This is a genomic window from Sorangium sp. So ce1153 (assembly GCF_051521595.1).
Lineage (GTDB): Bacteria > Myxococcota_A > Polyangia > Polyangiales > Polyangiaceae > Sorangium.
Map to the genome: position 1 here is coordinate 11,022,423 of NZ_CP150361.1, position 24,226 is coordinate 11,046,648.

Below are 24,226 nucleotides of genomic sequence, written 5' to 3' on the forward strand. Positions count from 1 at the left end.
CAGCCTGCGGGGTCACGGCACCGTGTTCCTGCGGGCGACCGACGAGGAGCGGAGGGCGGCGATCTTGGCGTCGACCTCGGCGGGCGACAGGATCGCGTCCTTGGCGAAGTAGACCCAGTCGGCGTCTTGATGGTACGTGCGCGAGCTGCCCTGGTTCCCGTCGAGCTCGTCGAACCAGACCTGGAAGCTCAGGTACTGGCCCGCTTCCGGGACGAACCTCGACGCGTGCGTCGCCCTCAGCGCCCCGTCGATGTAGTAGCTGATCGACGAGCTGGTGATCTGGATGACGAGCGTGTGCCACCCGTCGTGGCTCCCCGAGACGTGGTTTGACGTGCTGTCCGTCGTCGTCTCCCACGAGGTCAGCCACATCGTGCTGTTGTTGCCCTGCCCCCAGCCGCCGTTGGGCATGTACTCGAAGTCTTGCTCCGAGTAGTTCGGGTCTCCGGTGACGTAGTCGGTGATCGTGAAGAAGGTCTCTATCGGCTTGTCGGCGAAGAAGCGCGATCCGGACAGCGGCGTGTCGTAGAACTTCACCCGGGCGGCGTAGGTCCCCAGGCGGAACTTCTTGGACACGGACATGACCTCTGCCTGCGAGCTGCCCGCGGGAGCGCCGTTCGTCGTCGCCTTGAGCCGCATCAGCTTGTTCCCGGAGCTCGAGGGATCGGCGATCAGCGAGACGTTCGACGACAGCCATTGCGCGCCGTCCACGCCGGGCCCGCCCGACCAGGTCCGCAGCGACCACCAGGAGAGGAAGCTGCTGTCGCCGGTGCCTGTGTAGCTGAAGTCGTCGAAGAACTCCGCAGTGGCCGCGCTCCCGGCGAGCGTCGTCGCGCTCGCCTGGCTCGACGCCGCCGACTCGCCCCCGGCGCTCGAGGCCGTGACCCGGTAGTAGTACGTGGTGGACGCCGAGAGCCCGGCGCTGTTGTAGCTGGTCGAGGGCACGCCGGTGGCGATCCGGTTGCCCGCAGCGGGCGTGAAGCCCGGCGTGGTCGACCGGTAGACGCTGTAGCTCGTCGCCCCGCTGCTCGCCGACCAGCTCAGGGAGATCGCGCTCGAGCTCGCCGCCGTCGCCGCGAGCGACGTGGGCGCCGCGGGCGGCGACACGCTGCCGCCGCCGGTCGGCGGCGTCCCGCCGCGCACGCCGGCCGTGGGCGCGGAGCCGGCGTCGTGCACGGTGATGTGGCTCCAGTCGGCCAGGGCGGTCTGGTTCCTGTACGAGTAGTCGTCGGCCTCGTTGACGTTCACGTCGAACACGATTCCGAGGTCGATCGGCGCGGTCGTGGCGCCCGCGGCCAGGCTCCCGGCCGCGCTCGAGAAGCGGATCTCCACGTAGCGATCGGCGCCCGTGGCGGCGGCGGTCCCGGTCGCCAGCGTGATGTGGCTGCACGACGGGCTCCACCACCAGCACGCCGGGGTCACCGTCGTCGCGCTGTTCTTCGTGAACCAGTACCGCACGACGATGCTGCTCAGCTGTATCGATGCGGTGGTGTTGTTGCGCACGCTGATACCGGCCTCGACGATCGTGTCGTTCGGGGTGGCGGCGTTGTGGTTGACGTACTGAACGGTGAAGTCGGCCGCGCCGGCGAAGCTCTCGCCCGGATGGCACGCCACGGAGAGCGCGACGACGAGGCTCAGCCACGCGAGGCAGGCGCGGGCGGCCCGCGGGAGACAGGCCGTCGCCCCGAGGGGCGCCGATCGCCCGCGCACGCCGGGTCGATTCTTCTGCTGGTCGCTCGCCGGAGATCTCGATTGCGGTTTCATCAAAAGCGCCTCCTCATGCAAGGATGTTATCGTGTTCCTGGAAAGAAGCGGTGTCGCGGCTTTCCGCCATGCTCGCAGTCGACCATGGTGCAAGAATCCGCGCCGCGACATCGTGCGGAAGTTTTCATTGCAGCTTTTACGAGCGGCGGAAGGCCGCGGATCAAGGCCCGGAGAGCGTCGGGTCGACTCGGCGGAGCGCACGCTCAGGCCGGCCGTGGTTCACGCGTTCACGCACACGGACGCTGCACAGCGGACAGTTGTCGAGATCGCGCCCGGACCCCGCTCTTGAATGCCGGGATGGGCGGCTGTCCTTCAGGGAATCGTCAACGCCGGTCGCTGGCCGGAGGTCAGCCCGTCCCCGTCAGGCCGTCTCCGGCGGAACCAGCACGAACGCGCTCTCCTCGTACGCGCTGCGGGGGTTCCATGCGGCGTAGCCGGCGCAACCGGCGTCCTCGATCGCGCGGATCTGCTCCCGCACATGCCACGGCGTGTACCTGTACCGCCGCATCGGACGCGAGCTGTCCAGGTCGAACGCCTGGATCCAGCTGCGCAGCAGCGCCCTCCGCCCCGGCAGCTCCGCCACCCTGCTCCATCCGGCCGAGAGCGCCGCGTGCAACGTCTCGTACGGGTGGTGCGCCGGGTTGGTGAGCCCGAGGCTGCCAGGCCCCCAGTGCGACGGGTACGGCATCGGCATCACGTAGTCGAAGAGCTCCACCGCGTCCTCCAGCCGCTGGCCCACCCCGTCCTGCGGCCCGAGGAGCGTGATCCCGAACAGATCCGCCGAGATCGGCCGGCCCGCCGCGTCGCCGACCTCCGCGCGCAGGAACTCGAAGAACGCCCTGATCGTCGGCGCCCTCTCCCGCACCGGAGTCCGCGACCGCGGCTCGCGCGCCGCGCCGTAGCGCACGTAATCGTAGTTCACCTCGTCGAACCCGACGTCGAACGCCCGGAGCGAGATCTCCGCGATCTCCCGCCATCGCGCCTCCGAGCCCGGATCGTACCAGCCCCGCGGACCGCCCCTGAACGCGACGACGCGGGCGATCCGGTAGATGCCCGCGTCGCGGAGCGCTTCCAGCTGATCCCTGGTCTCCTCGTCGCGCTCGTGAAGGAGCGCCCCGCCGTTCGATCGGACGTCGATGACCAGAGAGTTCAGCTCCGTCCGCTGGACCAGGGAGGAGAGCCGCTCCATCCGCTCCGCGCTCCTCGCCGCCGTGAAGTTCACGTAAACCGCCTTGATGGTCGTGGGCATGCTGTTCCCCCGCGCCACGACAGAGCACGTCGCCGGCCACCCGGGCGCGCGCTCGCGGGAGCACACTCCAGCCCTGACCGACGCTTACCGCCCTTGCGGCTACCCCCGCATCGCCTGGATCGGGCTGATCCGCGCCGCGCGGAGCGCCGGGAAGAACCCGCCGAGCACGCCCATCGCCACGGCGACCAGCACCGACGCGATCAGGATCCCCGGCGTGGGCTCGAACGTGAACACGATCTCCGAGAAGCTCGCGAAGTTGATGGTCGAGAAGCGCACGAACCGCATCCCGAGCGCGGCGAGCACCCCGAGCGCCCCGCCGACCAGCGCGAGCAGGATCGACTCGATCAGGAACGACGTGAGGATGCTCAGCCGCGAGAACCCGAGCGCCCGCAGCGTGCCTATCTCGCGCTGCCGGTTGGCGATCGACGCGTGCATCGTGATCATCGCCCCGATCATCGCGCCGATCGAGAAGAAGACCGCGATCAGCACGCCCATCCCCTTGATGAACATGCTCGTGCCCTCGGACTGCTTCTCGTAATAGTCGCTCTCGCGCATCACCTCGAGACCGAGGTTCCGGTTCTGCTCGATCGACGCCTCGAACGCGTCGAACTTGCTGGCCGAGCCGAGCCGCGCGCGCACCGACGACACGCTCCCCTCGCGGCCGAACGCGGCGCGCGTCGTGTGCAGATCGGCCCAGACCTCGGACTCCGACGACGAGCCGCCGTCCGAGAACACCCCGACCACCTTCACCGGCCGGTTCTTGCGCAGGTCGAACGACTCGCCGATCGACAGGCCCTTGAAGCGGCCGTAGATCGCCTTCCCCACGATCACCTCGTCCGTGCCCGGCTGCGCCGGCCGGCCCGCGACGATCGTCACCTGCGGGCGGAAGGCGAGCACGTCGTCGGGCACGCCGCGCACCTGGACGTTCGAGACGCCATCCGTGCCGAACTTGTCGAGGAGGATGACCGCCACGACCTCCGCCACCCCGTCCGGCTTGCCGTCCTGCCGCCGCGCCACCTCGGAGCTCGCGAGGATCACGCCGATCTGCTGCTCGTCGACGCTGCTCGCCATCTCGACGTCCGAGCCCTTGCGGATCACCACCGCGACGTCGCTCCGCGCGGTGCGCCCCAGCGTGCGCTCCACGCTGTTCGCCAGCATCATCACCGAGGCGAAGACGAACACCACGAGGCCGAGCCCGGCCGCCGTCGCGACGGTCGTCGTCTTCCGCACCACCAGGTTCCGCACGTTGTAAGCGACGGGGATCATGAGCGCTCTCTCTCGCTTTCAGGGTGTCGAGGACGGCTGCCACACGGCTCGCTCACGCCACGCGCCGGAGCGCGTCCGTGACCGACAGCTTCGAGGCGCGGTGCGCCGGGATGAGCGACGCGGCCAGCGACAGCCCCATCGAGAGCAGCACCGCGATCACCATCGTCGCCGGATCGATCCGGAAGTAAGGGAACATGCCGCCCATGTTCTCCTCCAGCCACCGGCCCATCCCGAGCTCGACGATGGGATAGGCGATCGCGAGCCCCACGATCCCCGCCAGCAGCCCGACCGTCGCCGCCTCCCCGACGATGAAGATCCTCACGTGCTTCGGCTCGAACCCGAGCGCGCGCAGCACGCCGTACTCCCGCGTCCGCTCCCGGACGCCCATCGCGATGGTGTTGCCGAGGATCATCATCATGATGAGGAGGATGATGATCGACACGGCGTTGAGCGCCGTCAGCACCGCCGACATCATCGCCATGAACGACAGGTTCATCGCCCGCTCGCTCATCGTCGCCGTCTGCACGTCCTTCTCGTCGAAGATCTTGTCGATCGCCGCGCTGATCTCCGCGCTCCGCGACGGCTCGTCGATCCGCGCCGTCATCCACCCGATCTGGTCGCGGTCCCGCTCGGGGATCGACTCGTTCAGGTAGTCGTAATGGAAGATGAACTGGGACCTGTCCATCGACTTGCGCGTGGCCGTGTAGATCCCGGAGACGTTGAACTGCCACGGGCCGGGGTAGATCGACCCCTCCAGCGTCACCGTGTCGCCCACCTTGACCTTGAGCCGGTTCGCGAGGACGTCGCCCACGATCGCGCCCTTGCGGTCGCCCAGCCACCGCTCCATGTCCGCGGGGGGGACGACCATCTCGTCATAGACCTTGAAGAAGGTCGCCGACTCGACCGCCATCGAGCCGAAGAAGTTGTTGGCGTCGCGCGGGTCCTTGCCGCCGAACCAGTTCATGAACGTCCCCTCCGTCACGCCGGGGACCTCGCGGACCGTGGCCATGTAGCGCTTCGGCAGCGGGAGGATGAACGAGATCTTGTGCCGCGTCGCGATCCGGTCCTTCGCCGCGTAGTCGGCGGCGACGTTCCACGCCGTCAGCACCGTCCGCAGGAGCACGAACGCGAGCACCGCCACCGCCGCCCCGATCACGGTCAGCAGCGTCCTGAACTTGTTCCGGAGGACGTTCCTGGCGGCGACGGAGACGAGGTTCATGACAGGTTCCCCTTGTCGAGCCGGCGCGTCACCGTGGCGCGCTCGGCCGCCTGCGGATCGTGCGTGACCATCAGGATGGTCTTCTTGAACTCCTTGTTGAGCTTCTCCAGGAGCGTCAGGATCTCATCGGCGCTCTTGCGATCGAGATCGCCCGTCGGCTCGTCCGCCACGATGATCGTCGGGTCGTTCACGATCGCCCGCGCGATCGCCACCCGCTGCTCCTGACCGCCCGAGAGCTGCCGGGGATAGTGGCCCATCCGCTCCTCGAGCCCGACCACGCGCAGCGCCGTCTGCGCGCGCTTGCGCCGCTCGGACGCCGAGAGGCTCGTGAGCAGGAGCGGCAGCTCGACGTTCTCGGCCGCGGTGAGGACCGGCATCAGGTTGTACGCCTGGAAGATGAAGCCCATGGTCCTCGACCGGAAGCGCGCCAGCTCGCTGTCGCCCATCCGCGTGAGCTCCTGCCCCGCCACGCGCGCCGTGCCGCGCGTCGGGCGATCGAGCCCGGCGATGAGGTTCAGGAGCGTCGATTTGCCCGAACCCGAGGGCCCCATCAGCGCCTCGTACGACCCTTCCGGGATATCGAGCGTGATGTCGTCGAGCACCACGATCGGCTCCTTGTCGCGGAAGTAGGTCTTGCCGACCCCTTGCAGCTCGACAATGGGCTTCGGCTTCCCCTCGCGATACCCCTCGCTCATTCGCTCCCCTTTTCCTTCTCTTTGATCTTCTGGCCGTCCGCGAGCTCGGGGGACGGCCTCGCCACGAGGCGCGTCCCGGGGGCCGGCCCGTCGAGCAGCTCCAGCCCGCCCGGCGCCGGCCCGCCCACCTTGATCGGCACCATCTTCGCCTGGCCGTCGTTGACCACGAACACCACCTTGGCGCCCGCCCGCTCGGCGATCGCGGCCTCCGGCACCACCCGCTTCGTCGGCTCCTTCATCGCCTCTTCGGACAGCGCCTCGGCGAGGAAGCTCACCCGCGCGCTCATCTCCGGCAGCGCCTCCTTCACCTCCCCGACGAACTTCACCTTCACCGGGATGGTCGCCTTGGCGCGGTTCACCCGCTTGCCGATCTCCAGCGTCGTGCACCGGAGGCGCTTCTGCGGATAGGCGTCGAGGACGATCTCGCACGGCTTGCCGGGCTCGATGAGGTAGAGCCGCGTCTCCGGCACGTCGGTCTCGACGACGAGCGATGAGAAGTCGGCGATCTCGAGCAGGCGGGGCAGCTCCAGGCCGGCGACCTCCCCGACCTCCGGCGGCTTCGTCATGACCGTGCCGCTGATCGGCGCCAGGATCTTCCGGTCGGCCAGCGTGACCCGGAGGCTCTCCACGTCGGCCGCCGCGGCCTTGACCTCCGCGTCCACGGCCCGGGCCGACTCCTCGAGGGAGCGCATGCGCGCGGTCAGGTCCTCCATGGAGGCGCGGCCGGTCACCTGCCGCTCGACCAGCGCCCGCTCCCGCGCGACCTGCTGCTCGACCTCGAGGATGCTCGCCCGCGAGGCGGCGGCGCGCGCCCGCGCCGCGGCGACCTTGGCCTGGGCCGCGGCGACGAGGCTCCGCTGGTCCGCGTCGTCGAGCTCCAGGAGCGGGTCGCCCTGCTTCACCACGTCGCCCTCCTTGACGAACACCCGGGCGATGCGGCCGGGGATCTTCGCCCCGACGCGGGAGATGACCTGCGGGACCACATACCCTGTCGACGTCACCGAGATCGACGCCTGCGCGGGCGAGACGAGCGCCACCTCCGTGGTGGCCACCTCGGTCTTGAAGATCGCGCTCTGCGCCCGGGGCGCGACGAACACGACGGCACCGGCGACCGCCGCGAGCGCGAGCGCGGCCACCACGACGGTGCGGAGCGGGCTCCGCCGGTCAGGATCGACGTCCCGCTGGATCCGGAGCGAGGCGAGATCCGAGCTGAGCTGGTCGGGCACGGCGCCCCCTTAACACGCTTCAGGCGGGGCGTTTATATTCTAACGTTAATTCATGACAGGCAGCGTCCGTCCGGCCCGATCCGCGGCTGACGTCCCGGCCGGTTCGACCCGGGAGCGGCGCTGCTCCCAGAGCACAGCGCGCAAAGGCAACACCCCGTGGCAATATGGCCGTCCCGACTACAATGCATCGCGCGCGACGCCTCCTGTGTCCGGGCCTACCGCGCGGCGCCCGGACCGCGCGGTAGGCCCGGGCACACTGGAGGTGGTGCTTCGTGAGCGCCGGTCATTCGTAGGCGATCGACCAGCCGTTCGATCCGCAGCACTCGAAGGAGATGTTCTCGTCGTCGCCGCCGCCGCCGACCATGCGGAGCGTGGCCTGGCTGGACACGACGCCGCTCACCGCGAAGCTCGTGTCGCAAGCGGCGGTGACCTCGAGGGGAGTCGGCCCGTCGAAGGTCACGACGAAGTCGGCGGTCTCGCCGTCGTTGCAGCCGACCGAGATACCCACGCTCGCGATCGCGCGTTCGGCGCCGAGATCACAGGGGTACTCGTCGCCCACGGCGATGGCGCCCGCGCCGGGGCAGAGCACCTCGCGGGGTCCGCACGGGGCGCAGGCGCCGCCGCAGTCGACGCCGGCCTCGCCCTCGTCCTGCAGGCCGTTGAAGCAGGGGTCGTCGCCGAAGTCGGCGAGCCCGTAGACGCAGAGCTGGTTGGAGAACGACGGCAGGAAGACCTTGCCGTCGGCGATGGTGGGCGGCGAGAACTTGGCGAAATCGCCGCAGTCGTCGCGCGCGGCGACCTGCTGCGAGGTCCAGAGGACGCGCGAGAGGTCCGACGCGTCGAACGCCTCCAGGACCCCCGGGCGCACGGCCTGGTTCGCGTCGCCGCGGAGCGGGTGCGTCGCCCAGAGGATGCCTGTGCCCGGGGCGCTGCCGTTGGCGGAGAGCGAGAGGATCCCGCCGGGCATGCCAGGCGGCGCCGGCCGCTCGCTCTGGCCGGCCGGCTGGAACTGCGCGCCGTCCCAGCGGAAGCCGCGGAGGTGGTTGTTCTCGCCCCACACGTAGATCCTCGGGCCATCCGGCAGGTCCCAGGCGATGGGGGAGCCGTGGACGTGGTCCGGTGTCACCGGGAACGACTGCAGGATCTGCGTGTCGCCCTCCGGGTTGAACCCGCCCAGGTGGTCGCGGTCGAGCACGTACACGTAACCGCCCTTGCCCGCGCCGACGAGCAGGCTCGAGCGCGGCAGGAGGAGCGCGCCGGACGATCCGAGATCGAGGTCGAGCTCGTTGAGGTGGTCGACGTTGTACGGCGTGAAGTGGTCGAGCACCTCGAGCTCGGGAGACAGCCGGACGACGCTGCTGCCGAAGTTCTCGGCGCCGTCGAAGGTGCCATTGCCGGTCAGGAGGTAGACGCTCCCGTCGGCGTCGACGCTCACCCCCTGCCCTGCCATCCAGATGCCGCCCGCCCAGCCGCCGGGCGTGTCGTTCCAGGCCGCGCGCTGCTCCAGCGTCGCGGCGTCGTGCGCGAGGACCCAGCCGTGGTAAGGACCCGTGTCGCAGTAGCCCGCGAAGGCGATGTAGATCATGCCGTTCGCGAGGGCGAGCGCCGGCCGCTGGTTCTCGATCGCCGCGTCGAAGACGACGGTGCCGTCCGCGCTGCCCTCGCCGGTGCCCGGCGCGCTGGCCTCGAGGACGACAGGGCTGTTCGGCCGCTCCGCGCCGGTGGCGAGGTCGAGCGCGCGGAGCCGATAGACCTGCTCGCCGCCGTTCTCCTTGGTCTTCGGGACCACGTAGATCGTGCCCGTGGCCTCGTCGATCACGGGCGTGCTCAGGATGCCGATGTTGCCGCTGATGTCCCGGTAAACCCCGCACGCCTGGCCGACGTCGAGGTGGTCGACCGGCGTCACGCCGTTCGCCGGATCGTTGAAGTTGACGTGCCAGAGCGGCTCGCCGGCCTGCGGGTCGCGGGCGTCGAACGCGTAGACCGAGTTGTTCATCGTGGCGACGTAAACGACGTCGCGCGTGCCCTGGCCGGGGATGGCCACCCCGGACACGTAGAGCGGCTGCGCGTAGATCTGGTCGTCGACGGCGCGCCGGAACAGGAGCCCGAACTGGCTGGCGCGTACGTTCTCGGTGGTGAGCGTGGTCTCGGCGAGGTTCGCGCCGGTGCGCGCGTTGTCGTTGTGGAACGTGAGGACGCGCGCGCTGCCCGGCGCGGCGCCTCCGCCGCCGCTGCCGCCCTGGCCACCTGCTCCCGCGGCGCCGCCATTGCCACCATTGCCGCCCGCGCCCGGGACCGGAGCCGGCGACACGACCTCGGGAGCGACGCACGACGCGGCTGCGGCGCCGAGCGCCAGGAGGAGCCCGAGCGCGGCGACGGCCGTGAGGTGCCGGCGCGGGGCGCTCACGCGCCGGCCTGGGGAGAGCGAGCTTGCCATTGAAGAGCCTTTCGAGGAATGGGGCCGAAGCGCGCCGGCTGGGGGGCAGGCGCGACGTCCCCGGACGGCCGGCAATCTACGGACGACCGGTGTCCCTGAGGCATCCCCTCGAATTCTTTGGAAAATTGAACAGGGAGGCGGGGAGACGGGCGGGGAAACTTTCGAAATACTCCCTGCCTCCCCGCCTCCCTGTTCAATTTTCCGGACGAAAAGGGGTGCAAAACGAGGGGATGCCTCAGCCGGCGACCGACAGAGGCGGGGCGATGGGTGCTCGCCTCCCGCTCATGAATGCGCCCGGCTCAGCCGTCCTTCATGTCATCGCGCCCGGCCGTGTCGTTTTCCTGGGGCCGGCGCCCGTCGCGGCGCGGGTGCGCGGGCGCGGGCACGCGGGCGCGTGGCCCCAGAGGAGGCAACACGAGCCCGTCCCGTCGGCTCGGGGCTCACACGAAGGTCAGGACGGGCTTCACGTCCGCCGGCTGGCGCGCGAGCGCGTCGGTCCAGCGGTGGAGCGGCACGCGGCGCGAGATGAGGCGATCGAGCCAGCCTTGATCCGCCCTGGAGAGCGACTCTGCCGCTGCCTGGAAGTGCCTCCGGTTGGCGGTGACGGTGCCGAACACCGCGCTGTTCTCGAGCACCATCTTCCGGTTGAGCCGCTGGATATCGACCGGCATCATCCGCTCTCCCATGGAGATGCCTGTCAGGCACACGACGCCGGCCGGGGCCACGACCTGCATGGCGCCGTGGATGAGCCGGTCGTCGCCGGTACACTCGAGCACGACGTCCGCGCCGGCGCCGGCTTCCTGGACGCTGCCTGTATGGTAGGTCGCCCCGAGGTCGCGGACGAGCCCGGGCTTCGGCCCGTCGGCCACGCGGTCGAGGACGCGCACCTCGAGCCCCCGCTGCACGCCGAGCAGGGCCGCGAGCAGCCCGATCGGGCCCGCCCCCGTGACGAGACGCGCTGCGGCTTCCAGCTCGTGCGCGCGCCGATGCGCTCGATCTGCTCCCACGCCTTGGCCACGACGCTCGCGGGCTCGAGCAGGACGCCGCGCTCGCCGAGCTTCCTGTCGACGGCGACGGCGTGCTCCGGCCGGGTGCGGTAGCGCTCCGAGGCATAGCCGTCCGCCGACTTGATGCCGCGCTCCGAATACTGGCCGTTACGGCACATGTCGCACTCTCCCGCCGCGCAGCTCGCGCACGGCACCGGGTCGGGGTGGCGCACGACCCCCACCACCCAGTCGCCCTTCTCCAGCCCGCACCCGGCCGGCGCCTCGAGCACCTCGCCGAGCGACTCGTGCCCGATCACGAGCCGCGCCTTGCCCGGCGGCGCGAAGCCATAGGCGCCCTCCAGGATCTCGAGGTCCGTACCGCACACCCCGACGGCGAGCGTCTTGACCAGCACCGGCCCGTGCTCGACCGGCGGCTCGGGGATGTCCTCCAGGAGACCGGAGCGCGGTTTGCCGGGCTCCACCGTGATCGCGCGCATCGAGATCGTACCTTCCTTGGGCCCGGAGCGGCGCCCCGCGGGGGCGCGGACGGGCGAGATCGGAACTCGGGGTAGGCCTGCGGATCGCCGGCGTCTCGCGGGCGAATCGAGGACAGATAACGAGACGACACCGCAGATCGACGGATGTGTCAATGACGGACAGCCAGCCTGCGGCGGAGGTGGCGGAGCAGACGGCAGGTGCGCTGCAAGCCGCGCACGAGGTGGGATGGATGCGTTATTCGGCGAAGATCTCGTCGAGAGAGCCGGCGCTCATCGCCCGCAGCAGCCAACGCTGCAGCGTCGCAGGCTCCTGACAGGCGAGCAGGCGGGCGCGGGCTTCGTCCAGGCACGGGATCTGGCGCATGGAGAGCGCGGCCAGGATGGCCTCTCGCAGGCCCGCCATGGCCTGCTCGGCCTGCGCCTGCGCCTGCTCGGCCTGCGCCTGCGCCTGCTCGGCCTGCGCCTGCGCCTGCTCGGCCTGCGCCTGCGCCTGCTCGGCCTGCGCCTGCGCCTGCTCGGCCCTCGCTTCGAGGCTCTCCATCATCCCTTTCAGCCGGCCGATCAGGTCCGCGGAGCCGAACAGCTCGGCCATGCCGTGGAAGAACTGGAGCCGGTCGCCGACGACCGCCAGGTCGAGACCGAGCACCGACGAAGCATGGCGCCCCATCTGCGGCACGATGCGCTGGTAGCGCGCGGCATCCGGCTCTGGCAGCCGGTAGCCATGGACCTGCTGCCGGAGCCGGTCGTAGACGAAGTACTCGGGGATGCCGAGGCGCGCGTAGCGCTCGACATTGGCGACGAGATCCTTGTTCCGGTTGCCCTGATGGAGCACCTCGAGGACCATGCTCAGCCCCCTACCCTCGTCGGCCACCACCCAGGCCATCCGCGGGTCATCCTCGGGCTGTGGCACGTCCAGCACCGCGAGGATATCGGGCACGAATACCTCCTCACCCGGGTACAGGACCGCCAGCTCCTCGGCCAGGTAGATGACGCGTCCGGTGGACCCGAAGTGCAGGGTGAGCATGTCGATCGCCCGCACCTTGGCTTTGTGGTGGGGTCGCCCCTCGGCCATGGCGCTCCGCGGGTCCGACAGCGCGTCGAGGATCCTCACCAGCAGGCGCTCGCGCTCCGCCGGGGTCATCGCGCGCCACTCTTCCTCTGTCGGAGCGATCAGCGGGGGGGCGGGCGGCCCCGGCGTCCCGGAGGCGGGTAAAACCATGCCGAGAACCTAGCACCGAACAGGACGGCGCACCGCAGGTGCTCACGGTCAGCATCTCGCGCGAAGGGCCGGAGCTCACGGCCTCGATCGCGCTGCGCGACCCCGAGGGCGAGCCCCGGCGGGCCGACGGATCCGGCACCCGGATCGGTTTACGAAGAGCTGCTCTCCGGCGTGGCCCTCGCGATCGTGGCACGGATCATGGGCGCGCCGGAGCCAGCTCCCTGGCAGCCTGAGCCTTCGCCGCCGCCCCCGCGGGCGCCCCCGCCGTCCCCGCCCGCGCAGCGCCCCGCGCCGGAGCCACCGCGCCCGGTCGAGCTGCCGCACGACAGCTCGCGGCCGCAGGCGGCACCCACGGAGCGTCAGCAGCTCGCAGTGGGCGGGGATCGCGCAAGCTGCCTCTGGTTCGGGTCGGGATATTTACTCGATTTCCACGCAGATGGCATCACCGAGCGGGCGAGAGTCGGTCGCGCGGACGTTGCAATCGTAACCTGCACCGTCAATGGAGCCGCCTCCACCGATCCTCGCGATCCCCCAGTACCCGACGTGACTGCATATCTCAGCCGAGTAGGCGGAGGCGGTGGCGAAATCCACGTGCTCGAAGCCTTCCAGGCACTCTTCTCCACCTCTCACCACCGCGAAGGTGGTCCCGCTGATCTCGAAGAGCTCGTAGTTGGGCTTGCAGAGCGTGTAATCCAGCTCGCGGGTATCGTCAGCGTGCTGCTGGCAGTTGTTCCACGGGCCATCGATCGAAGACCCGTCTGCGATACGGAAGACTCCTGAATAGGGGAGCTCATCGCAGCTGGCGGCAAACGTCCAGAAGGCGTCGAGCGCGGTCAACGGTGTGTAGCCCGCGGGGCAACCTTCTCCTTCGTAGACTCCGTACTCCACCGCCTGAGCTTGAGCGGGCGCGCTCAGCGAGATGCCACCGACGACAAGGCCGCTGATCAGGGCACGCATGAGCCGCGCATGACAGATAGGTTTCATTTTTTCGCCAGTATGTTAATGATGGTAGGTTGTGTTTCCGAACCAAGCGCGTGGTCGGGCGCAGGGGTTCATCCGCGCATCTTGGTCTGGACGCGCCGCAACCCGAGTTCCGGCGACAGGCGCATCCGACCCGCCCGGCAACCGCGCCAGGATCACGTCCAGAGTATGCGGCGACACGGTGGGCGACGCCAGACAGCGGGCTGGAACGGCGGCGTTCGAGGAGTGAAACAGTGCCATCGCTGCCGCGGGCAGTCGAGCCGGGAAGCGAAGCGCCATGACGAGAAGGGCGCCAGGAGGCCAGGGGAGCGGGAACGCGGGGATAGTCCTCGGGTCGCGGGTTATGCCGGCTTCGAGCGGCGCCTCCGTTGGCCTTGAAGGTGGGGAGAAAAATACAGGAACCCCGAAGCGAGCCGGCGATGCCTGATCCAGTCATCCCGGGAGGGCGCGGTGTGAGTGAGAGATTTTGCTCTCCGCGGATTGGGGGGATCTCCACGGCCGACCGAGGTACCTCCCGCACTAACGCTCAGCTGCCCGCTGTAACCGTTTCCGGTGCCGGAGGGGAGCTGACCTGCCCGCCGGGACTGTTCCGGTCCCCGGACCGCAGCTCAGCGGGTCGCCGGCGCTCCCGCACGGCGGGCCAGGGACCTCGCCGTCCCGCGCATGGCGGCGCGTTTCACAAACGGATCCGGAACGCGCCCCGCAATTCTAGATATGAGCTCACGCTTTCATCCCTCCGGGGACCCCTCCCGCGCTCCTATCTGGAATTCCGTTCACGCTGCCGCACTCGAGGTCCTGCCCGGTGCGCTCTGGCTTCTCGAGGTCGCCGAGCCCGCGCAGAGCGCGTCAGGAAGCGAGCCGTCCCGATGAGCCGCACCAGGGCCAGACACGGGCTCGGCGCGCCCCCGGCCCGCCGCGTCGTCGGACGCCGTCGGGGCGCCCCAGGCCTGGCGCGCGCCGCCTTCGCAGCGGTCCTTGGCCTGCTCTGGATCGCCGAGGCGCACGCCGCGCCGGCTCCGCCTGAGGTCCTGATGCGGCTCGAGATGACCCGGGGCCCCGGCGCCGAAGCCTGCCCCGACGAGACGTTCCTGCGCACGGAGGTCGCACGCATGTTCGGCGCCGACCCGTTCCAGGACGACGCGCCGCAGGTGCTCAAGGTCCGCATCGCGCGCGAAGGGCCGGAGCTCGCGGCCTCGATCGCGCTGCGCGACCCCGAGGGCGAGACCCGGTGGGCCGACGGATTCGGCACCCGGAGCGGCTGCGAGGAGCTGCTCTCCGGCGTGGCCCTCGCGATCGTCGCGCAGATCATGGACGTGCCGGAGCCGGCTCCACGGCCGCGCGAGCCCTCGCCGAGGCCCCCGCAGGCGCCCCCGCCGCCCCCGCAGGCGCAGCGCCCCGCGCCGGAGCCACCGCACCCGGTCGAGCGATCGCACGACAGCTCGCGGCCGCGGGCGGCACTCACGGCGCGGCTGCAGCTCGAAGCTGGGCTCGGGGCGATCCTCGGCCTGGGGATCACGCCGGGCGCCGCGGCGGGGATGATGCTGTCCCTCGGCGTTCGCCGATCTGACTGGTCGATCGGGGTGGAGGGGCGCGGGCTCGTCGCGCTCGCGCAGGAAGTGGAAGCGATGCCCATCGGCATCAGGGCATTCTCGGCGGCTGCCGTGGCCTGTCATCGCGGCCAGTACCTGTTCGGCTGCGGGGTCACCACCGTCGGCGTGGTCCGGTTCGTCCCTCGAGACCCGTGGACCATCAGCTCACCCAGCCAGCCGATGGTCGGCGTCGGCCCACGGCTCGGCAGCGCGTGGCCCCTCTCGAACAGGTGGTCCGCGTACGCTTACGGGGAAGCTGTCTGGATCGTTGCGGATGCGGTTCTTCGACGCAAAAAAGATGGAAGCGAATCGCCTCCAGCCCTCAGCTGGTCGTCACCCCCGGTCAGCGCCGCGCTCGGCTTCGGTGTCACGGCAATCTATTGAACGAGCGCGAAGGGCCATGGGGAGCTTCGTTCCTACATGACAAATTTCGGGAGATATCCGTAATGGCGCATGCAGCGGCTATCTCTCATGGATCTCCGTTGTCAGCCTGAAGCAGCATCCGTTAGCTTGTCCCGCATGCGCGTCTTCTCCTGGTTGTTCGTGGGAATGTTCTCGTGGGTGGGCTGCTCCGGCGACGCGATCGTCCACGGTCCTTGTCAGCCTCAGGAATACGGCCACCCGGGCTGCCCTTGGCCCGAGGAGGGTGGCGGCGGGGCCGGCGGGGACGGCGGCAGCGGCGGTGAGGGCGGCGGCGGTGGGGACGGCGGCAGTGGCGGCGACGAAACCGCCTGCGCCGGCGACTGCATCCCGCCGGCGCCGCTCGGATGGTTCGGCCCGGCGCTGCTCTGGTACGGCCCGCCGGACCAGGCGCCGGACTGCCCCGCCGCCGCGCCGAACGTCGGCTATGAAGGCTTCGCCGACCTGGCGCCGGCGCCGTTCGTCTGCGCGGCCTGCCTTTGCGATCCGCCGGACGCAGCTTCCGCCTCGTGCCAGCTCCCGCTGGGGTGGTCGGCGCACGCAGCAACGTGTGCCGCCACTGGCCCCGACACCGTCGAGACCGCCTTCGCGGCGCCCGAGGCCTGGGACGGCGCCTGCACCGCCGAGAACGCGATCCCCGCCGGCCAGGACTGCGGCGGGCAGCCGTGCGTGCAGTCGCTCTCGATCGACGCGCCCACCGTGCTAGTCACCGCCGCCTGCACGCCCAGGGTGGACGAGCCGCCGCCGCCGGCGCGCCTCGATACCTGGCAGACCCGGGCGCTCGCCTGCCTGCCCGGCGCCTACACGGAGTGCCCGGACGACCGGAGCACCTGCATGCCGTCACCGGAGCAGCCCGGGGTCTCGCCGCCCGGCGGCTTCCGGACGTGCATCTTCCACGAGGGCGACGTGACCTGCACGGAACCTTACCTGGACAGGCACGTCTTCTACGGCGGCGCCGACGACACGCGCGGCTGCTCCGAGTGCGCCTGCGGCGAGCTCGAGGGCGCGTCGTGCACCATCATGGCCTCGGTCTACAGCGACAGCGCGTGCGCGCAGACGCTCGTCTCAGCCGTCGTCAGCTCGACAACGCCGTTCTGCGGGGTCACGCCGCCCGGCGTCGGCCTCGGCAGCAAGTCCGCGGAGGTCGTCGCCGTGCATCCCGGCGCCTGCGCCCCGAGCGGCGGTGAGCCGGTCGGCGAGCTGCTGCCGGCCGCGCCATCGACGTTCTGCTGCCGGGTCTAGAATGCTGATCGCGTTGATCCGCCGAGGAATGGCCAGACGTCTGGCTGTCCGTGGCCAGACGTCTGGCTGTCCGTGGCCAGACGTCTGGTAATGGTCAACTTTGACCCTGAGTGGTCAAAATAGCCTGATTCGCGTGGCGACTGACGATCTCGACGCGTAGGTTCGGCCGGAAGAAGTGCAGCCCGCGGGTGCGTCAACACCCCGGGCTGCGTGGCCGAACCCCGCGTCAACGAGGTCCGACATGTCCGTTGTACAGCTACGCCCGAACCAGGGCAAAGGGAGCGGTGCGCCCAGAGGGCGACACGGCTCCGTGTGCCTCACCCGAGAGGAGAGCGCCGCCCTGCACGCGGTGCTCCAGAACCTGAACCGCACGCGCACGTGGGCGCAGATCGCCCGCGAGATCGGCGTCTGCACGAACACCGTCCGGCACGCCGGAACCGGTCGGACGCCCGGATCCGCTGGTCTCGCCCTACGCGTTGCGCGCCTCGCAGGCCTCGGCCTCGACCGCATCCTGAGCGCTGGGCCAGTCAGCTCGACGGCATGTCCGGCATGCGGGAGGAGCGGATGAGGCGCCCGCGGAAGGGGGCTCGCCGCCCGCCTGCCGCACGACATCCCAGCCAGCGCACGCCGGTCCAGTCGATCCTCGCCGAGAGGTCGCTCATCGTCGCCGTGCTCGTCGCCAGCGGCGTGCCGCAGCGCGACCGCGACGACGTCGCGCAGGGCATCATCGTCGGCGCGTGGCGCTCGATCGAGCGCGGCATGTACCGACCTGACCCGGCGGACGAGCCCAGGAAGGCCCTGAGGCGGTGGCTCTGGGGCGTCGCCTGGCGCAAGGCGGGTCACTACGTCAACAGCGCTTGGGCCCGCCGCGCCGTGCTCAGCACGCAGCCGTTCGGGCTCCTGCGTGAACCTGCCGGCCTGAACCTGGAGGCGCAGCTACAGGCGCGCGAAACGCTGGAGGCGCTCGCCGACCTGTCCGACTGGCAGCGCGAGATCCTGCTCGCGGTCGACCAGCCGGAGTCGCTCGTCGCGTACGCCAAGGCGCGCGGCATGCACCCCGGCACGGCGTCCAGCCGGCTCCGCATCGCCCGCGCCATGCTGGCCCTGCGGATCCAGAGGTGGCGGCGATGAGCTTCAACATCCGCGACCCGAAGTTCCGCGTGCTCCTCACGTTCCCCGGCCTGCCGGTGAAGCGCCGCGTCTCGCCCGACGACATCGAGGCCTACCTCAAAGCGAAGGGCTACGGCCCGTACCTCTCCATCGAGCGCGACTGGCCCAAGGGCATCGCTAGGGCCTGGATGCTGCCGAAGTGGCCGGAGCCTGGATCCCCGCCGATGCACATCCAGGCCGTCATGGTGCATGGCCCGCGGCTGTGCTCACAGCCGCTGGACAAGATCGTCGAGGCCATCGCCCACAACGAGGGCCGCACGCCCGGCGAGGTGCTGCGCGAGATCGCCGTGATGGCGCAGATGGCCGCGGGCGGCGGGTAGAGCGAGACCTGGCGGTCGGCGGACCCGGCATGGAGCCCGTGGGCTAAAATTCCGTCACGTCTAGGCCTAGACGCCTTGCGCCGGCAATGTCCCACCCGTAAAACTTGCCGTGCGGCACGAGCTCATCCGTCAGGCGAATGAGGCTTGACCAGTGCCCTGTTCAGCGGTACACCTTCTCTTGCGAGCAGGTATGCGCCGGGTACCCATGGTCGTCTTCGGGCGGCAACCCTTACGGGTGGGATCCTTGGGCCGGGGACCTGCTCGTTACGTTTTTGTACACGCGAATCCATTCCAGCAACTTGTTGGATTCGGCGACGGCTTCGGCCTCGCGCGGCCATAGCTTGAACCCGTAGTTATACTGCTTCTCGCGTCCGTCGGGATACTTGTACGCGTACACGACTGGTTGCAGAATCTTTGCGTACCTGTCCTCTATGAAGCCGTACTTCGGCTCGAGAGCAGCATAAAAGCTGCTGGCGACAGCGTCGGCAATTTGTAGCCCCATGCGCTTGGCGTGTGGCTGCGCCTCTATTCTGTCTGGGTCTATGGCTGCCCAATGTACAGAATTAGAGCTGTATCCTGACTTGTTGGCGTCTCGAAGATTCCTCATGTAAGAGCGGAAATCGTCGTACGACATCCCGGATTTGTTGGAAAAGGTGATGTCTGCGATGCCATCGCCGCTATCACCTGGCAGTCGCATGTCTCTACAGAACCACGATATTCTCTCGACGATATATCGTGCCGTGTAGAAGTACAGCCTGCCTTCCGCGAACGTTGCGCTAGACAGCGACGGCTTGTGGACCAGTATGTTGACGGTCCGCAGACGGCCAGACGCTATCTTCGATACGTATGGGATACGGTGGTGGTGTTTTAGGTCTCGAAAATGAAGCTGTTGCTTAGGCTTCCGACCGATGATGGTGCGTACTTCGTCCAAAAGCTGGACAGTGGGAATGTCGTATTCAGCTCGAGTTATCACGGCTGACAGTACGAACCACTCTGAACTGCCTCGATCGAACCTGAAGCCTTCATCGCCAGACTCGTCAATGTAGACTTTGAAAGAGCCTGCCATGTGCGCGTTAAACCTCTTGCAGCAGGGCGACCCGAACCTTGCTGATGAATTCCTCGTCTGACGCGCACTGGCTTCTGTCTATGTATCGCACGCTAGTGTCCCAGGTACCATCGTTCCGGAAGCGCTGCTCTACGACCACTGGTAAAGCGGCGCCACGCAACTCGATGTTGAACCATGCAGATACGCTGGCGCGGTCGTCCGTGAAGAACGAGTCAGAGCCGAGCATCTCTCGCTCTCCAACTGCGTATAGGTCGCGAGGTCTAGACGCGGTGCGCCATGCAGTAGCGCCGATGGCCTTGAAGATCCGGTCCGCCTCAGACCGAAGCCTGTTCACGTGCTCTCGATGGCCCACATCTCCCATGGCCGCCTCCTACATGTCGCCGAGGTGCAGGACGAGCGCCGGCGATTCCAGTCGCTCCCAGATCCTGGGTCGTCTGTCAAGGCATATGCGTCGCCGTCGAGACGTACTACCGCACCACGGCCGAGCTACCCACCGCGCTTGCTGGCAGCCTTGCCCACCTTCGCGGGAGACTCGGGCGGCACGTGCTGCGCCGGGTCCCAGCCCTTGGCGTGCAGCTCCCGGTTGAGGAGCTCCCGGAACGCCGTCCCCTCCGTCGCCCGCGCTTCGATGCCCTGCGACCGGAGCGCCACCGCCCGCTGCTTCGCGAGCCACTTCAGCCCGGCGCGCTCTTCCTTCGTGATCCGGATCGTCCCGCGCCGCGTCGCGCGTGACGTGGCCCGCCGCACGAACTAGGCTCGCGGCCCCATGACGGACGATCGGCGGCGCACCGCAACGTGCAGGAGGTGCGGACGCGTCTTCATCCCTGTGAGCGGAAAGCTGCCCCGACACAACGTCGAGCCCGGCAAGCGATGCCCGGGATCGGGTGGGTATCCCGAGCCTCCTCCGCGGCCATCAACGGCCGGTCGTAGAGGGAGGCCACGACAATGAGCAACGACGCTTCGATCGATGCGCTCCGCGACGCGATCTGCCTCACGCGGCCCCGACGACCTACGCGCCCCGCAAAGTAGGAGATGGTGCGCGGGTGGTGATGCCTCCGGCCCACCTGAACGCCTGCCGCTGGACCGGTGGCGAGTTACGTCGCCCGACAGAAGCCTGTATCAGGGGCTATGTGCGGAGGGACGGTATGGGCAAATTCGACGAATTAGAGGCGGCTCGCAAGCGCTCTGACGAAGAGTCATGGGCGCAGGACCGTAGAGACGCAGCAATGATGCTGCTCGTGCTCACGGAGCTTCGTCAGTACCTCGAGTGCCCCAGCGGTGGGTTTACGATAGAGCAGGTCCACGCGAACAGGGCAGATGGTGAATCGCACATACAGCAGCGAGTGCTGCGCTTGGCGGACGGACGCGCAGCGAGCCTCTTCAAGCTTAACTTGCCGTCTGGTTGGCTGGAGATATACATGCGCCTAAAGCCGACCGGCGGCGCCTACGAAGCGTCATGTTTCGACGTTGGGCGCAAGATCATGGAGCATGATGAAGCAGGGCGCAGGGTGTTCTACGAGCAGATCTTCGATGCGGTAAAACGACATATCGAGAACAGGCACAAGCAAACTCGGCATCTACTGAAGCAGCGAGAGGTAATCGGCTTTCGCGAACCTGAGCCCATCGACACGCCGAATGGTGCGCAAGGTGAAAATGTTGAGGTGTCTGTGTCTGTGTCTGGGTAGATCTACGTGTCGGAGCGATCGACACTGATGCAGTCATAGCCGATTACAGTCCCGTCTTCGGCGACGATGGGCACTCTCTCCGCATCAGCGGGCTTGGTGCCACCCGCGCGACGCACCGCCATGCGTGAGTGGTCTTCTGCGGCGTCGCCTTTCACCAGCTCAAGCCACCCCCGCCCATTCGGCAACTTGCGCCGCCTCATCGCGCACTCCCCGCGCAACGAACACGCGCGGGCGTGGCCCCAGATGTCCTCGCGCCCAATATCTCGTGCGACATCGCGTAGTATTAGCATGGATCGATGAAGATCCACTAGTAATCGACCTCAGTCCTGATCGGCGAACAGGCTCAGCTGCACCATCCTGCGCGGCCGCGGCGCGGGCGGCGGCTCTGACGGCGGGGTGGGATCCGACGCGGGGCCCCTGGGTGGTGTAGGCGGCTCCGTGAAAGCCTCGGCTCATTGCTACTACGGCGTCCTCGCGCATCGGGCCCCGACACCATTGTAGTAGCCCGACGCATCGGCGTCGTGACGGCGGGAAGAGAGCAGGAACGACTCATCGACTGCCCGGCTCCCGCCGCGGAGCACCCGACGCGAGACAGTTGCTATATTGGCGCAGTTATTGCAATGGGATGGGTATTCTGCGAATCCATCCAGAACCCACTCCCATAGGTTACCGGCCAGGTCCGCCTGTCCCCACTTCCCATCCCCTTTAGGCGAACGGGACCCGACGGACTGAACGTCGCTGAACGCACACTCCCAGACCGCAGACCCATCACCCATGCACTTATACGATGCATATGTGTCATCGATCGCGGTCGAGTCTGCCGGATTCGACCACGGATACGTCCGCTGCTCGTCTCCACCGGCCGCCGCATAGTTCCACTCCTCCTCCGTCGCCAGACGTCCCCCGTCCCATGCGCAGAAGGCGAACGCCACGTACCAGTTTAAGCAGTTGATCGGCAGATACTCATTGTCGCCAGAATTATCCATCCATGTCCAGCTTGATTCCTGCTGCTCGCACTTTAGAGCCACCTTCAGCGCCGCCGCATCCGCCGGCAGATAAATGTCCCCTTCCGCATTCCACCCGCTCCCCTCGATCCGAGCGTGCTCTCCTACTCCCGGCGCGGGCTTGCTACCGGGATACGCCTCCACGAACTTCCGGAACCGACCAACCGTCACCTCGAACCGATCCAACAAGAATCCGCTCACCATCGCCGGATATGCCGTATTGTTATCTCGGTCGAAGTTGCCGCCGGGCACCGCCTCCGCAATCGCGCAGCAGCTTTCATCCCCACCCGGTCCGCACGTCGCAGCCAGTCCGATACAACTCGGCGGTGTCACGCATGTCCCTCCGCTGCACACGGGCGCGTCCTTCGAACACGGCTCCGCGTCCTCCCACGCCCCGCGCTCGTCGCACCGCTGCGGGCGATTGTTCGAACAGCGCACGTCTTCTGGGCCGCACTCCCCGACGCATGCCCCATCGACGCACGTCTGGCCGGAACACGGGTCGCTGCTTTCCCACTGCCCACCAGCGCAGCGCTGGGGCGTGTTGTCCGAGCACCTTTCCTCATCGTCGATGCACTCGGCTCCCCCTGTGCCACCCGGACCGGCGCCAGCTCCCATGCCGCCATGGCCACCGGTTCCGCTGCCAGATCCGGTGCCGCCCGTGCCCCCTACGCCGCCCGTGCCTTCGGCGGTCGTATAGTCGTCCCAGCTGGCACCGATAATCTGCGCGCAGCCGCCGCATGTAACCGCCGCAGCGGCCCAGAGCCACACCGTTGCCGCAGGTTTTTCGCCCCTCATGACGCGGAGCCTCTTGTGGCGCGCTTCAGGCGTCAATGTACTCGGGCGCAGGTCGTGCGGCAGCGGCTATCCATTTGTCGGCTCGCCGGGCGGATCCCCGAACAGCGACAGCTGCACCAGCGTCCTCGGCTTCGGCTTCCATGCAAACAGGTCGAGCTGACGGGAAGGCTCGGCCGGAGGTGCAGCACGCACGACGGAGGCCGTCGCATCGGGCGCAGGTACGGCGGGTACGGGAACCGGTGGAAGCGTCGCCGGGGAAGCGCCGGGCGCCGGAGGCGGCGTCGACGGCGCAGCGGGTGCGGACGGCGAGGGGCCGCCCGAAACGAGGCGGAGCCATCCCTTCCCGCCCGGGAGCTGGCGCACCGGCCCGGTCTGCGCCGGCACGGTGAGCGGTCGCGGCACGGGCGGCGACGTCTCCTCCTCCACGAGCGCCGCCGCGACGAGCTCCTCGATGCTCCAGACGTGGTCGGTCAGCCCGGCCTCCATGGCGGGCGTGACGCGCAGCGCCTCGTGCGGGCGGCAGAAGTTGTAGAACGCCATGTGCAGCGCGACGGCCGCCTTGTGGTGCGGGAGGCGCTTGCTGAAGCCGTTGCAGAGCCGGGTGAAGCGGCGGATGTGCATGCGGATCGTGAGGTTCTGCCGCTCGACATGGCTCGTGCTTGCCCGCTTCATGTCGGGCACCCCGAACACGGGCGTTCGGGTGATGAATGGGTCGCGCGGGGGCTCGTAGCGGTGATCGTCGTCGCGACGCGCCTTTCGGCTGTAGTTCTTGACGACTTGGGCGTAGTCGACCGAACCCGCGAGCGCGAACGACTCGCCCACGGCAGCGATGTAGGGCTGCCAGCCGTCGCTGTAGAGCGGCGGGATCGTCACCAGCCGAGCGCGCAGGTCAGCGATGAAGGCCTTGGTGTTCTCCTCGTCGCGCTTCCCCACCCGGTAGGAGATCACGAGCTTGGAGGCGCTCGCCATGCCGACGAACACGTAGGCCTCGCCGACCTCCGGGGAGTCGCCCGGCTGCACGCGCGCCTGCTTTTTCTGGACGTAGCTCCAGATCTCGTCGACCTGGACCGTGCGGCAGTCCACGTCGCGCACGAGGCGGTTGTGCAGCGCCGCGCAGCCCTCGCCGACGCGGAGGAGCAGCGCCAGGATCGCCGGCTTGCTCACCTCCGTGAGTCGCGACGTCGGACGGATACCCGCCCCCTCGACAAGATGCGCGACGACCGCAACGCGCTTCGCCATGGGCAGCACGTTCGCCATGCAGGGCCTTGCCTTTCCCCAAGCGGCGGCCCATGCTCGCGGTGCGACGCGCGCTCTGTGGGCCACCACAGGGTGTTTCGCAGCCCTGTCTCCGGGGACCAGCCGGGGACAGGGCGCTTTGCTAAGTACCCTGCAATATAGC

At 68.7% G+C, this 24,226-nt stretch carries 18 protein-coding genes and 1 pseudogene; 5 read left to right on the forward strand and 14 right to left on the reverse strand.

Translation table 11 applies throughout. The annotated features are described in order from the left end of the window. Positions 1 to 12: 12 nt before the first annotated feature. The 10 genes and pseudogenes from WME85_RS39865 to WME85_RS39910 form a co-directional block, all read right to left on the reverse strand. Positions 13 to 1,761 carry a cellulose binding domain-containing protein gene (locus WME85_RS39865; RefSeq protein ID WP_437828779.1) on the reverse strand — a complete coding sequence of 583 codons (1,749 nt, stop codon included), beginning with the start codon at positions 1,759 to 1,761 and terminating at the stop codon, positions 13 to 15. A gap of 361 nt (positions 1,762 to 2,122) precedes the next feature. Further along, on the reverse strand, positions 2,123 to 3,010 hold the full coding sequence (locus WME85_RS39870) for a putative glycoside hydrolase (RefSeq protein ID WP_437828781.1): 888 nt from the start codon (positions 3,008 to 3,010) through the stop codon (positions 2,123 to 2,125). 99 nt (positions 3,011 to 3,109) lie between these two features. After that, on the reverse strand, positions 3,110 to 4,276 hold the full coding sequence (locus tag WME85_RS39875) for an ABC transporter permease (protein WP_437828783.1): 1,167 nt from the start codon (positions 4,274 to 4,276) through the stop codon (positions 3,110 to 3,112). A 52-nt stretch (positions 4,277 to 4,328) separates the two neighbouring features. Next, on the reverse strand, positions 4,329 to 5,495 hold the full coding sequence (locus WME85_RS39880; RefSeq protein ID WP_437828786.1) for an ABC transporter permease: 1,167 nt from the start codon (positions 5,493 to 5,495) through the stop codon (positions 4,329 to 4,331). After that, positions 5,492 to 6,190, reverse strand: a complete 699-nt coding sequence (locus tag WME85_RS39885) for an ABC transporter ATP-binding protein (protein WP_437304270.1) — start codon at positions 6,188 to 6,190, stop codon at positions 5,492 to 5,494. The genes WME85_RS39880 and WME85_RS39885 overlap by 4 nt, the downstream gene beginning before the upstream one ends. Then, the gene (locus WME85_RS39890; RefSeq protein WP_437828789.1) at positions 6,187 to 7,416 is read right to left on the reverse strand and encodes an efflux RND transporter periplasmic adaptor subunit; all 1,230 of its coding nucleotides are present in this window, start codon (positions 7,414 to 7,416) and stop codon (positions 6,187 to 6,189) included. Before WME85_RS39890 ends, WME85_RS39885 begins: the two co-directional genes overlap by 4 nt. 283 nt (positions 7,417 to 7,699) lie before the next feature. Then, positions 7,700 to 9,853 (reverse strand): hypothetical protein, encoded by a 2,154-nt coding sequence (locus WME85_RS39895; RefSeq protein ID WP_437828791.1) that lies wholly within the window; start codon positions 9,851 to 9,853, stop codon positions 7,700 to 7,702. Positions 9,854 to 10,293: 440 nt separating this feature from the next. After that, positions 10,294 to 11,336 (reverse strand): annotated as a pseudogene (locus tag WME85_RS39900) (glucose 1-dehydrogenase). A 235-nt stretch (positions 11,337 to 11,571) separates the two neighbouring features. Beyond that, positions 11,572 to 12,408, reverse strand: a complete 837-nt coding sequence (locus WME85_RS39905; RefSeq protein ID WP_437828794.1) for a Uma2 family endonuclease — start codon at positions 12,406 to 12,408, stop codon at positions 11,572 to 11,574. Between the two features lie 564 nt (positions 12,409 to 12,972). Then, on the reverse strand, positions 12,973 to 13,512 hold the full coding sequence (locus WME85_RS39910; protein WP_437828797.1) for a hypothetical protein: 540 nt from the start codon (positions 13,510 to 13,512) through the stop codon (positions 12,973 to 12,975). A gap of 890 nt (positions 13,513 to 14,402) precedes the next feature. Here WME85_RS39910 and WME85_RS39915 point away from each other — a divergent pair. From WME85_RS39915 to WME85_RS39930, 4 genes are all read left to right on the forward strand, one after another. Continuing rightward, a complete protein-coding gene (locus WME85_RS39915) occupies positions 14,403 to 15,509 on the forward strand; it encodes a hypothetical protein (protein WP_437828799.1) in 1,107 nt (368 codons plus the stop codon). Positions 15,510 to 15,644: 135 nt separating this feature from the next. Further along, positions 15,645 to 16,787 (forward strand): hypothetical protein, encoded by a 1,143-nt coding sequence (locus WME85_RS39920; protein ID WP_437828801.1) that lies wholly within the window; start codon positions 15,645 to 15,647, stop codon positions 16,785 to 16,787. Between the two features lie 564 nt (positions 16,788 to 17,351). Beyond that, positions 17,352 to 17,918 (forward strand): sigma-70 family RNA polymerase sigma factor, encoded by a 567-nt coding sequence (locus WME85_RS39925; RefSeq protein ID WP_437828804.1) that lies wholly within the window; start codon positions 17,352 to 17,354, stop codon positions 17,916 to 17,918. Beyond that, complete coding sequence (locus tag WME85_RS39930; RefSeq protein ID WP_437828807.1) at positions 17,915 to 18,277, forward strand: hypothetical protein; 363 nt, start codon at positions 17,915 to 17,917, stop codon at positions 18,275 to 18,277. The genes WME85_RS39925 and WME85_RS39930 overlap by 4 nt, the downstream gene beginning before the upstream one ends. Positions 18,278 to 18,506: 229 nt before the next feature. Here the strand turns inward: WME85_RS39930 and WME85_RS39935 are convergent, their stop codons facing one another. Continuing rightward, positions 18,507 to 19,343, reverse strand: a complete 837-nt coding sequence (locus WME85_RS39935; RefSeq protein WP_437828809.1) for a DUF3800 domain-containing protein — start codon at positions 19,341 to 19,343, stop codon at positions 18,507 to 18,509. Between the two features lie 486 nt (positions 19,344 to 19,829). After that, positions 19,830 to 20,090, reverse strand: a complete 261-nt coding sequence (locus WME85_RS39940; protein WP_437828811.1) for a hypothetical protein — start codon at positions 20,088 to 20,090, stop codon at positions 19,830 to 19,832. A gap of 398 nt (positions 20,091 to 20,488) precedes the next feature. Here WME85_RS39940 and WME85_RS39945 point away from each other — a divergent pair, with 398 nt between their 5' ends. After that, entirely contained in the window at positions 20,489 to 21,028 is a 540-nt protein-coding gene (locus WME85_RS39945; protein WP_437828813.1) for a hypothetical protein, read from the forward strand. A 461-nt stretch (positions 21,029 to 21,489) separates the two neighbouring features. Here the strand turns inward: WME85_RS39945 and WME85_RS39950 are convergent, their stop codons facing one another. After that, on the reverse strand, positions 21,490 to 22,284 hold the full coding sequence (locus WME85_RS39950; RefSeq protein ID WP_437828815.1) for a formylglycine-generating enzyme family protein: 795 nt from the start codon (positions 22,282 to 22,284) through the stop codon (positions 21,490 to 21,492). 609 nt (positions 22,285 to 22,893) lie between these two features. Further along, entirely contained in the window at positions 22,894 to 24,084 is a 1,191-nt protein-coding gene (locus WME85_RS39955; RefSeq protein ID WP_437828816.1) for an IS1 family transposase, read from the reverse strand. Between the last annotated feature and the right edge of the window lie 142 nt (positions 24,085 to 24,226).

What these genes read in the sequence shown, in the direction of transcription:
- WME85_RS39865 (WP_437828779.1), bottom strand. Translation starts at nt 1,761, where the DNA reads ATGAAACCGCAATCGAGATCTCCGGCGAGCGACCAGCAGAAGAATCGA.
- WME85_RS39870 (WP_437828781.1), bottom strand. Translation starts at nt 3,010, where the DNA reads ATGCCCACGACCATCAAGGCGGTTTACGTGAACTTCACGGCGGCGAGG.
- WME85_RS39875 (WP_437828783.1), bottom strand. Translation starts at nt 4,276, where the DNA reads ATGATCCCCGTCGCTTACAACGTGCGGAACCTGGTGGTGCGGAAGACG.
- WME85_RS39880 (WP_437828786.1), bottom strand. Translation starts at nt 5,495, where the DNA reads ATGAACCTCGTCTCCGTCGCCGCCAGGAACGTCCTCCGGAACAAGTTC.
- WME85_RS39885 (WP_437304270.1), bottom strand. Translation starts at nt 6,190, where the DNA reads ATGAGCGAGGGGTATCGCGAGGGGAAGCCGAAGCCCATTGTCGAGCTG.
- WME85_RS39895 (WP_437828791.1), bottom strand. Translation starts at nt 9,853, where the DNA reads ATGGCAAGCTCGCTCTCCCCAGGCCGGCGCGTGAGCGCCCCGCGCCGG.
- WME85_RS39905 (WP_437828794.1), bottom strand. Translation starts at nt 12,408, where the DNA reads ATGGCCGAGGGGCGACCCCACCACAAAGCCAAGGTGCGGGCGATCGAC.
- WME85_RS39910 (WP_437828797.1), bottom strand. Translation starts at nt 13,512, where the DNA reads ATGCGTGCCCTGATCAGCGGCCTTGTCGTCGGTGGCATCTCGCTGAGC.
- WME85_RS39915 (WP_437828799.1), top strand. Translation starts at nt 14,403, where the DNA reads ATGAGCCGCACCAGGGCCAGACACGGGCTCGGCGCGCCCCCGGCCCGC.
- WME85_RS39920 (WP_437828801.1), top strand. Translation starts at nt 15,645, where the DNA reads ATGCGCGTCTTCTCCTGGTTGTTCGTGGGAATGTTCTCGTGGGTGGGC.
- WME85_RS39925 (WP_437828804.1), top strand. Translation starts at nt 17,352, where the DNA reads ATGAGGCGCCCGCGGAAGGGGGCTCGCCGCCCGCCTGCCGCACGACAT.
- WME85_RS39930 (WP_437828807.1), top strand. Translation starts at nt 17,915, where the DNA reads ATGAGCTTCAACATCCGCGACCCGAAGTTCCGCGTGCTCCTCACGTTC.
- WME85_RS39935 (WP_437828809.1), bottom strand. Translation starts at nt 19,343, where the DNA reads ATGGCAGGCTCTTTCAAAGTCTACATTGACGAGTCTGGCGATGAAGGC.
- WME85_RS39945 (WP_437828813.1), top strand. Translation starts at nt 20,489, where the DNA reads ATGGGCAAATTCGACGAATTAGAGGCGGCTCGCAAGCGCTCTGACGAA.
- WME85_RS39955 (WP_437828816.1), bottom strand. Translation starts at nt 24,084, where the DNA reads ATGGCGAACGTGCTGCCCATGGCGAAGCGCGTTGCGGTCGTCGCGCAT.